Source organism: Albidovulum sediminicola (assembly GCF_025751575.1).
GTDB lineage: Bacteria > Pseudomonadota > Alphaproteobacteria > Rhodobacterales > Rhodobacteraceae > Albidovulum > Albidovulum sediminicola.
Genome location: NZ_JAOWLA010000026.1, coordinates 19,262 through 29,168 on the forward strand (window position 1 = coordinate 19,262; position 9,907 = coordinate 29,168).

Sequence of the window (9,907 nt, forward strand, 5' to 3'; positions counted from 1 at the left end):
GAAACACGCACGGCATAAGCGACGGCATTCCCCGGTTCGGGCAGGCCCGAGGTTCGGCTGAGAGACACTATCCGCTTCGGCCCAGTGACACATCATTTGGAGTTATTATGAGCGCGGCGCTTCTGGCACAAGACCCCCACAGGATTCGTGAAGAACGGGAAAACATCCTTGAGGTGGCCATCGGCCGGGAGGTCCGGGCCTTCCGTCACCAAAGCGGCATGACGATCGCGGACCTTTCGGCGCGCACCGGGCTGTCGATCGGGATGCTCTCCAAGATCGAGAACGGGAACACCTCGCCCTCGCTTTCCACGCTGCAAACGCTGGCGCATGCGATGAGCGTGCCGCTGACCTCCTTCTTCCGCCGGTTCGAGGACGTGCACCACGCCGTCCACACCAAGGCCGGCGAAGGCATGGAGATCGAGCGCCGCGGCACCCGGGCTGGGCACCAGTACAACCTGCTTGGCCATCTGGGCGCCAATTCCTCCGGCGTCGTGGTAGAGCCCTATCTGATCGCGCTCAATTCGGACTCCGACGTGTTCCCGACGTTCCAGCACGAAGGGATCGAGATGCTTTACATGCTGGAAGGCGAAGTCGATTACCGCCACGGCAACAGCGTCTATCCGCTCAAGCCGGGGGATACGCTGTTCTTTGACGCCGATGCGCCCCACGGGCCGGAAAACCTGGTGAAGCTTCCGGCCCGCTACCTGTCGATCATTTCCTACGTTCAGGGCAAGTAGGATCAGTCCGGGAACACGCCGGGGGATGTCGGCGTACCGTCATCGAACTGCGACAGGTATTCGACGATCATCGGGCGGTTGCGGATGAAGCCCTTGTAGGTCGCCAGTTCTTCCGGCAGGTCGCGCAGCACGCGATGCAGCCGGCGGCCCCATTTCGGCACCGTCACCAAGTCTTCCAGCCGGATCAGGTAGCAACGGATCGGGAAGGCCAGCGCGTTCGAGCGCGGCAGCCGGAACAGGGTCTGAAGCTCCACCCGCAGATGCTGCTTGCTGCCGACGTTTTCGGGGGTCAGCGCCGTCTTCTGCACGCCCCACTTGTGATAGTTCTCCGGGCTGGTGTCGAGCAGCGGGTTGACCGTCATCGTCCAGTTGAGACGGCGGACGGGCGCCCCCTGCTGGAGGTTCAGGAGGAACTTCAGCGCGCGCTGGAACACGCCAAGCTCACTCGCCATCGGAACCGGCGCGTGCCACTCGAAGAAGTTCATGCCGATGTCGAAATCCAGGCTCCAGTCCGCCTGGGTGGTCACCATTCCGGCGTCCATCCAGAGGTTGTCGTCCCGCTGGTCGAGAAGCGCATAGTCGCCCTGCGCCTGACGGGTGATGTATTCCAACGGCCCGCAGGGCAGCGTCGTTTCGTCCAGGAAGACGAATTTCTGCTCGATGCCCAGCGGCTTGTTGATCCAGTGCCAGCGGTCGCCGTCGCGGTGAAGCTCGAAGAGGTCGGGATATTCCCGCGCCTTCGACACCATGATCAGCTCTAGCAGGTCCCAGCCCGCAAGCGTCATGTGCGGCAGCGACTGGCAGCGCAGCGGGTCTTCCGCCAGCACCCGCGCCCGGTCCTTCATTTCCGCGACATAATGTTCGTCCACGTCGAAGGTCTTTTCATAGACCGACCCGGGCCTCAGCGACAGATGCGGCTCTAGGTTGACCGAGTACATGTAGCTGTCTTCGTGGAACGGAAACGGAAAGCGCTGGATCGCCCAATCCGAGTTGCGGAAGGTGTAGTCGTCGTGGAAGGTTTCGTCGTTGAACTGGATGGTCATGGTGCCTCTCCTAGCGGTCGATCACGAGCGAGCGGCCCTCGAAACGGGACACGCAGGGCATGATCTTGTTGCCGCAAGCCTTTTGATCGTCGGTGAGCCAGTGATCGCGGTGCACGAAGGCGCCGTCATGGCTGACCACGTCGGTTTCACACTGGCCGCAGGCGCCGCCGCGGCACAGATAGGGCGCATCGACCCCAGCGGCCTCCAGCGCCTCCAGCATGCTCTGATGTTCGCCGACCGGAATGACCTTGCCGGTCTTGGCCAGCGTCACCGAGAAGGGTTTGCCCGACTGCGGCGCCAGGAATTCCTCGTAGTGGACGGCCTCGGCGGGCCAGCCACGCTCCTCGGCGGTGCGGCAGACCCATTCGATCATGCCCTTCGGCCCACAAACGTAAAGATGCGTCCCAAGCGGCTGCCCGTCGAGCAGGTCGCCAAGCGCAATTGCCTCGCCCTGGTCGTCGTGGTAGACGTGAACGCGGTCAGGATAATGCGCCTTCAACTCCTCGGTGTAGGAGCCAAGGGCTGCGGTGCGCACCGAATAGTGCAGCTCGAAATGGCCGTTCATGCCCTCAAGCTGTTTGATCTGCGCCAGGAACGGCGTGATCCCGATCCCGCCGGCGATCATCAGGTGCTTCTTCGCCCTGAGGTCGAGGGAAAACAGGTTCACCGGATAGCTCAGCACCATCCGGTCGCCGACCTTGACCTCGCGGTGCATGAAAAGCGACCCGCCCCGGCCCTGTTCATCGCGGCGGACCGAGATCATGAAGGCGCTGCGGTCGCGCGGGTCGGACATCAGCGAATAGGGGTTCAGGCGGGTGATCCCGCCGTCCTTCATCTCCACCACCGTATGCGCCCCACCGGAGAAGGTGGGCATTTCGGCACCGTCGCTGCGTTCGAAGCGGAAGCGTTTGACAAGGTCGTTGACCTCGACCACCTCGGTCACGGTCACGTCGATCTTCTTGGTTCCGGCGCTCATTGGTACAGGCCCTCCTGGGCGGGGACATCACCGGGGTCTTCCGCGTCGACGCAGACGCCCTGGAAGGCGGCGATGCGGCGCGAATAGTGGTCGCGCACGAAGAGGTTCAGCCCGCAATGCGAACATACGAACGGCGTCACCGAGACGTTCTCGGTCACGCCCTTGCAGTGGACGCACTGGACGCGCCGCGCGACGGAGCCGCGATGCTCGGTCTGGATGGCGCTGGCCGGGTATCCGGCGGACATGGCTTCCTGCATCGCCTGGCCGATCAGGCCCTCGGTCCCGGCCAGATAGATCTGCAAGCCCATATGGGCATCGGCCAGAGCCTTGCGCAGACGCGACACCGAGGCCGCGTAGCTTGGCCCGACATAGAATTGCGCGGGTCCCGTCGCCCGCAGACGATCCGCGAGGTCGTTGCCTTCGGCGGCCGGAATGTAGAGGACATGCGCCTTGGCCATCATCTCGGGCGCGGCGCGGGCGAGGTCAAGCAGCGCCTCGGCACCTTCGGCATCGGCGACCATCAGATGCGCCGTCCCGCGCCGCGGCTCAAGCGTGCCGTAGACGGGGCGGCTTCTAATCGAGGGGGGAAACTGGAATCTGGACATGCCCCGGATATTCCCTTGTCTTGAAGTGAGAAGCGGGCCGCAGGGTTTTCCCCGCGGCCCCTGCGACATCAGCCTTTGACCGTGCGACGTTTCTTGTCCACGTCGTAGAACGGCATCGAATGCGTGGTCGCGGCGATTTCGCCATGGGTCGCGCAACGCACCGTCAGCTTGGTGTCGTTGTTGGCGCAATCGACCGGCAGGCGCGCGATGGCGATGTTGTGCTTGTTCAGCGCCGAATACATCGCCTGGGTCACCACGCCGACCTGCTGGTCGCCGCGGAAGACCGGCGCGCCGTTGCCCGGCGCGTTGGTGCCTTCCAGCTTCAGACCCCAGATCTTGAAGCGCTCCTTGCCCTTCAGGCGGTAGTGCTCCTCCGCGCCGCGGAAGCCGGTCTTGCCCGGCGACACGGTGAAGTCGAGCCCAAGTTCCCACAGCGTGTCGCCGGGGCCTTCGTTCTCGAACGGATACATCTCGGAGTTGTCGTAGGGGAAGAACAGCAGGTAGCTTTCGGTCCGCAGAAGGTCGAGCGTGGTGAACCGGCAGGGAATGATCCCCATCGAGGCGCCCTCGTCCAGGATACGGTCCCAGATCGTCGGCGCATCCTGGCCACGGCAGAAGATCTCATAGCCGCGCTCGCCGGTGTAGCCGGTGCGCGAGATCATGACTGGCAGGCCGAACAGCGAGGTCTGCATATGGCTGAAGTAGTTGAGGTTGCGAATGCCCTCGACGTGCTTTTGCAGGTATTCCACCGCCAGCGGCCCCTGCAGCGACAGGTCATGCAGGTTGTCGTCGAAACGGATGGAAACATCGCGGCCCGTCGCGGCCATGGTCAGCTGTTCATGCGCCTGGCCCGAGCCATGCACGACCATCCAGCTGTTCGGCCCCATGCGGTAGATCACGCAGTCGTCCACGAACTTGCCCGCGTCGTTCAGCATGGCCGCATAGACCGAACGGCCCGGCATGATCTTCTCGACGTTGCGGGTCGTCGCCCGGTCGATGACATGGCTCGCCGCCGGCCCGGTGATATGGACCTTCTTGAGGCCGGACACATCCATCAGCCCGGCCTTGGTGCGGATCGCGAGATATTCCTGTTCCGGGTCGCCCTTGCTGTAGGACCACGCCGTTCCCATCCCGCTCCAGTCCTCCAGATCGGAGCCCAGCGCCCGATGGCGGTCTGCGAGTGTGGAGAACCTCCAAGATGCCGTCATTTAACTCTCCCTAGTTTTGCGTTCTTGGTTTGCCGGTCGCCGCCCGTTCGGGGAGTCGCGTCCGGTGATTGTCACATACTGTTCGGGAACGCGCTCAGATCAGCGAAGAATCTTCACGGTCCAAGCCTCTAGAATTTCGAGGCTGCTTCCCGCAGCGTGGACTATGCGGGTCTCGAAAACTAACTTCAAGAATAAAAAATTACTGTGATTACAATCACGGGGCCATCAAGGGGACCATCGCCGCCCCACCGCGCCACTCCTCCAATGTGCAATGAGCGTCACGGCATACTATTCGGATGACTGCGACACCGTGCCACGCAAGCTTTCCCTGACAAGAATATTTTTTTCTTCGTGGTTGCTGTGCAGGATTCTTGCTGTTAGCGTGCTGCAAAGGCAACAAGGGAATCAAATCATGTGCGGCATCGTCGGACTATTCCTGAAAGACAAATCACTTGAACCCAAGCTCGGCGCCATGCTGGCGGAAATGCTTGTAACCATGACCGATCGCGGACCGGACAGTGCCGGGCTCGCGATCTACGGCGGCGGCGGGGACGGCCTGACCAAGATCACGGTCCAGTCCTCCAATCCGGGCAAGGATTTCGTCGATCTCGACAAGGATCTCAAGGAAGCCATCGGCAAGCCGGTGGCCATGAAGATCAAGAGCACGCATGCGGTGCTGGAGTTTCCGGCGGACCAGGTCGACGCCGCGCGCAGCGCTCTGGCGCACCTGCGCCCCAGCCTCAAGATCATGAGCGTCGGCGACGCGCTGGAGATCTACAAGGAGGTCGGCCTGCCCAAGGACGTGGCGCAGCGCTTCGACCTGGCGAAGATGGGCGGGACCCACGGCATCGGCCACACCCGCATGGCCACCGAATCCGCCGTCACGACGCTGGGTGCCCACCCGTTCTCGACCGGGCCGGACCAGTGCCTTGTCCATAACGGGTCGCTTTCGAACCATAACGGCCTGCGGCGCGAGCTGATCCGCCTGGGCACCACGTTCGAAACCCAGAACGACACCGAAGTCGCCGCGGCCTATGTGAGCCAGAAGCTCAAGGAAGGCCAGGACCTGGGGCAGGCCCTGGAATCCGGCCTCGATGACCTCGACGGGTTCTTCACCTTCGTCGTGGGTACCAAGGACGGCTTCGGCGTCGTCCGCGACCCGATCGCCTGCAAGCCCGCGGTCATGGCCGAGACCGACCAATACGTCGCCTTCGGCTCTGAATACCGCGCGCTCGTGAACCTGCCGGGCATCGAAGACGCCCGCGTCTGGGAGCCCGAACCCGCCACCGTCTATTTCTGGAACCACTGATATGCAGACATTCGACCTTGCGGCGCGCGGACTGCGCGAGCTGAACCAGACACTTCACACGCTGAACGGCACCACCAACCAGACCGCGTGGGAAATCGTCAACACCCGCGGCAGCCACGCGATCGCCGTCGGCGTCGATGCGCCGCTGGACATCACGGTGCGGGGCACCACCGGCTACTACTGCGCCGGGATGAACAAGCAGGCCACGATCCGGGTCAAGGGCTCGACCGGCCCCGGCGTCGCCGAGAACATGATGTCGGGCACCGTCATCGTCGATGGCGATGCCAGCCAGTATGCCGGCGCCACGGGGCGCGGCGGGCTGCTGGTCATCAAGGGCAATGCCTCGTCCCGCTGTGGCATCTCAATGAAGGGCATCGACATCGTGGTGCACGGCAACATCGGCCACATGTCGGCCTTCATGGCGCAGTCGGGCAACATGGTCGTCCTGGGCGACGCGGGCGACGCGCTGGGCGACAGCCTTTACGAGGCGCGGCTTTTCGTGCGCGGCAGCGTTAAAAGCCTTGGGGCGGACTGCATCGAGAAGGAGATGCGGGCCGAACACCTCGAGCTGCTCGAAGACCTCCTGCGGCGCGGAGAGGCGGATGCGAAAGCGAAGCCCGAAGAGTTCCGCCGCTATGGCTCTGCCCGGAAGCTCTACAACTTCAATATCGACAACGCTGACGCGTACTGAGGTAGTGACATGACCAGCGAATTCCCCCACACCCCGCCGCGCAAGAGCTACACGTTCAGCGATGCGGTGAACGCCGAGATCCGGCGCGCCGCGGCAACCGGCATCTATGACATCCGCGGCGGCGGCACGAAGCGGTTCCTGCCGCATTTCGACGACCTGCTGTTCCTCGGCGCCTCGATCAGCCGCTACCCGCTGGAAGGCTACCGCGAGAAATGCGCGACCGATGTCTGGCTCGGCACCCGCTTCGCCAAGAAGCCGATCCACCTGGACATCCCGGTCACCATCGCGGGCATGAGCTTCGGCGCACTCTCCGGCCCCGCGAAAGAGGCCCTCGGCCGCGGCGCCTCCGAAGCGGGCACCTCCACCACGACCGGCGACGGCGGCATGACCGAGGAAGAGCGCGGCCATTCCAAGACGCTGATCTACCAGTATCTGCCCTCGCGCTACGGGATGAACCCGGATGACCTGCGCCGCGCGGACGCGATCGAGGTCGTGGTCGGCCAGGGCGCGAAGCCCGGCGGCGGCGGCATGCTGCTGGGTCAGAAGATCTCTGACCGCGTCGCGATGATGCGCAACCTGCCCAAGGGCATCGACCAGCGCTCCGCCTGCCGGCACCCGGACTGGACCGGGCCGGACGATCTGGAGATCAAGATCCTTGAGATCCGCGAGATCACCGACTGGGAAAAGCCCATCTACGTCAAGGTCGGCGGCGCGCGCCCCTACTACGACACCGCACTGGCGGTGAAGGCGGGCGCGGATGTGGTGGTTCTGGACGGCATGCAGGGCGGCACCGCGGCGACGCAGGACGTGTTCATCGAACATGTCGGCCAGCCGATCCTCGCCTGCATCCCGCAAGCCGTTAAGGCGCTTCAGGATCTCGGCATGCACCGCAAGGTCCAGCTGATCGTCTCTGGCGGCATCCGCACCGGGGCCGACGTGGCCAAGGCCATGGCCCTTGGCGCCGACGCGGTCGCGATCGGCACCGCGGCGCTGGTGGCGCTTGGCGACAACGACCCGGCGCTGGAAGCGGAGTATCAGAAACTCCAGACCACCGCGGGTGCCTATGACGACTGGCATGAGGGCAAGGACCCGGCCGGCATCACCACCCAGGATCCTGAGCTTTACAAGCGCTTCGATCCGGTGCTTGGTGGGCGTCGCCTGAAGAACTACCTCAAGGTCATGACGCTGGAGGCACAGACGATCGCACGCGCCTGCGGCAAGAACCACCTTCACAACCTGGAACCCGAAGACCTCTGCGCGCTGACCATCGAGGCGGCGGCAATGGCCGGGGTTCCGCTTGCGGGCACGGGCTGGATACCGGGACGGAACGGCGGCTTCTAAGCCGCCGCGCCCGAAAAACAATACTTCACAGGGAGTTACACTATGGTCAAAGACCTAGCCAAATGGGCGAAGGAAAAGGGGGTCAAGTACTTCATGATCTCCTACACCGATCTCTTCGGAGGTCAGCGGGCAAAGCTCGTGCCGGCGCAGGCGATCAATGACATGGCTGAAGACGGGGCCGGCTTTGCCGGCTTCGCCACTTGGCTTGACCTGACGCCTGCCCACCCGGACATGATGGCCGTGCCCGATCCCGAGGCGGCGATCCAGCTTCCCTGGCGGCCCGAGGTCGCCTGGGTGCCGGCCAACTGCGTGATGGAAGGCAAGCCGCTTGCCCAGGCGCCGCGCAATGTGCTCAGCCGTCTCGTCGACGAGGCCGCGAAAGAGGGCCTGCGCGTCAAGACCGGGGTGGAGCCGGAATTCTTCCTCCTGACGCCCGAGGGCGACAAGGTTTCGGATCCTTGGGATACCGCTGAAAAGCCCTGCTACGACCAGCAGGCCGTCATGCGCCGCTACGACGTGATCTCTGAGGTCTGCGACTACATGCTGGAGCTTGGCTGGGAGGCCTACCAGAACGACCACGAGGACGCGACCGGCCAGTTCGAGATGAACTGGAAATACGACGACGTTCTCGTCACCGCCGACAAGCACAGCTTCTTCAAGTTCATGATGAAGTCGGTGGCAGAGAAGCATGGCCTGCGCGCTACCTTCATGCCGAAGCCCTTCAAGGGCCTGACCGGCTCCGGCTGCCACGCCCATATCTCGGTCTGGAGCCTCGACGGCAAGAAGAACGCCTTCGCCGACGACAGCAAGGAACTTGGCCTCTCGGACCAGGGGCGCCACTTCCTTGGCGGCATCATGAAGCACGCCTCGGCGCTGGCCGCGATCTGCAACCCGACGGTCAACAGCTACAAGCGCATCAACGCGCCGCGCACCTCCTCGGGTGCGACCTGGGCGCCGAACACGGTGACCTGGACCGGCAACAACCGCACCCACATGGTCCGCGTCCCCGGCCCCGGCCGGTTCGAGCTGCGCCTGCCCGACGGGGCGGCCAACCCCTACCTGATGCAGGCGGTGATCATCGCCGCCGGGCTTGACGGCGTCCACTCCAAGGCGGACCCGGGCCGGCGCTACGACATCGACATGTACCAGGAGGGTCACAAGGTGAAGGGCGCGCCGAAGCTGCCGCTGAACCTTCTGGACGCGCTGCGCGAATATGACAAGGACAAGACCCTGAAGGCGATGATGGGCGAGGAATTCTCGGCCGCCTTCATGAAGCTCAAGCACCAGGAATGGAACAGCTTCGTTTCCCACTTCTCCCGCTGGGAACACGAGAACACCCTGGACATCTGACCCTGACCCGTATCCCCCGGGTTTACTGGGCCCCGCGAGCGATCGCGGGGCCTTTTTCAATCCAGCGTCGTTTCCCCCGAAACGATGTGGACCGCCAGAAGGCAGCCGGTCGGCGTGAAGGAATCGTGGATGGTTCCGTCGCGGTAGAAGACCATGTCGCCCGCGCGCAGCACCGTGCCGTCGCTTTCGTGAAGCTCGCCTTCCAGGATCAGGAACTGCTCGTGCCCGTTGTGGCGGTGGCGGCGGGTCCGCATTCCCGGCGGCATCCGGTAGACGTGGAACCCCTCGCCCAGCGCCTTGCCTTCGTCCAGTTGCAGGATCGTGTCACCCAGCGTCACCCCGTCGGCATAGGCGAAGGGCCGGTAGTCGGCGGTATGGATATTGGCGATCCGGCGTGGGGCGGTGTCGGGTAGCTTCACGGGTTTCCTCCAGTTTGCCTGCGGGTTACAGACCTGCCGCATTCTGGCCATCCGCTGCGGCCGGGGTCAACCACTGGCCGACCCCGACGGCGCCCGATCGGTTCCACCAAGCGCAGGGGCGCCCCTTTTTGTGGGGCGCCCCTGGTGTTTGTGGGTCTTGGGATCAGAGCGTGGGGTAGAGCGGGAAGAGGGCGCAGAGCGCCTCGACCTCGGCGCGGACCTTGGCTT

Annotated in this window: 10 protein-coding genes; 5 read left to right on the forward strand and 5 right to left on the reverse strand. The window is 64.1% G+C overall.

Features of this window, described 5'->3' with window-relative positions:
- The first annotated feature begins 107 nt into the window (after positions 1 to 107).
- Complete coding sequence (locus tag OE647_RS18695) at positions 108 to 737, forward strand: helix-turn-helix domain-containing protein (RefSeq protein WP_263723282.1); 630 nt, start codon at positions 108 to 110, stop codon at positions 735 to 737.
- A gap of 2 nt (positions 738 to 739) precedes the next feature.
- Here OE647_RS18695 and OE647_RS18700 read toward each other — a convergent pair whose 3' ends face one another.
- The 4 genes from OE647_RS18700 to OE647_RS18715 form a co-directional block, all read right to left on the reverse strand.
- Positions 740 to 1,780, reverse strand: coding sequence for a heme-dependent oxidative N-demethylase family protein (locus tag OE647_RS18700; protein ID WP_263723283.1), 1,041 nt, complete (start codon positions 1,778 to 1,780; stop codon positions 740 to 742).
- A 10-nt stretch (positions 1,781 to 1,790) separates the two neighbouring features.
- On the reverse strand, positions 1,791 to 2,756 hold the full coding sequence (locus OE647_RS18705; protein WP_263723284.1) for a PDR/VanB family oxidoreductase: 966 nt from the start codon (positions 2,754 to 2,756) through the stop codon (positions 1,791 to 1,793).
- The gene (locus OE647_RS18710) at positions 2,753 to 3,361 is read right to left on the reverse strand and encodes a dimethylamine monooxygenase subunit DmmA family protein (protein WP_263723285.1); all 609 of its coding nucleotides are present in this window, start codon (positions 3,359 to 3,361) and stop codon (positions 2,753 to 2,755) included. The genes OE647_RS18705 and OE647_RS18710 overlap by 4 nt, the downstream gene beginning before the upstream one ends.
- A 68-nt stretch (positions 3,362 to 3,429) precedes the next feature.
- Positions 3,430 to 4,569: an aminomethyltransferase family protein gene (locus OE647_RS18715; protein ID WP_263723286.1), complete on the reverse strand. Its 1,140-nt coding sequence runs from the start codon at positions 4,567 to 4,569 to the stop codon at positions 3,430 to 3,432.
- Between the two features lie 412 nt (positions 4,570 to 4,981).
- Between OE647_RS18715 and OE647_RS18720 the strand changes: the two genes are divergently transcribed.
- Genes OE647_RS18720 through glnT form a run of 4 tightly spaced genes read left to right on the forward strand, consistent with a single transcriptional unit; the run spans position 4,982 to position 9,260 of the window.
- A complete protein-coding gene (locus OE647_RS18720) occupies positions 4,982 to 5,878 on the forward strand; it encodes a class II glutamine amidotransferase (protein WP_263723287.1) in 897 nt (298 codons plus the stop codon).
- Position 5,879: 1 nt separating this feature from the next.
- Entirely contained in the window at positions 5,880 to 6,569 is a 690-nt protein-coding gene (locus OE647_RS18725; protein WP_263723288.1) for a GltB/FmdC/FwdC-like GXGXG domain-containing protein, read from the forward strand.
- 9 nt (positions 6,570 to 6,578) lie between these two features.
- A complete protein-coding gene (locus OE647_RS18730) occupies positions 6,579 to 7,910 on the forward strand; it encodes an FMN-binding glutamate synthase family protein (RefSeq protein WP_263723289.1) in 1,332 nt (443 codons plus the stop codon).
- Positions 7,911 to 7,952: 42 nt separating this feature from the next.
- Positions 7,953 to 9,260 (forward strand): type III glutamate--ammonia ligase, encoded by a 1,308-nt coding sequence (gene glnT, locus OE647_RS18735; protein WP_263723290.1) that lies wholly within the window; start codon positions 7,953 to 7,955, stop codon positions 9,258 to 9,260.
- Between the two features lie 56 nt (positions 9,261 to 9,316).
- Here glnT and OE647_RS18740 read toward each other — a convergent pair whose 3' ends face one another.
- On the reverse strand, positions 9,317 to 9,679 hold the full coding sequence (locus OE647_RS18740; RefSeq protein ID WP_263723291.1) for a cupin domain-containing protein: 363 nt from the start codon (positions 9,677 to 9,679) through the stop codon (positions 9,317 to 9,319).
- Positions 9,680 to 9,907 lie beyond the last annotated feature (228 nt).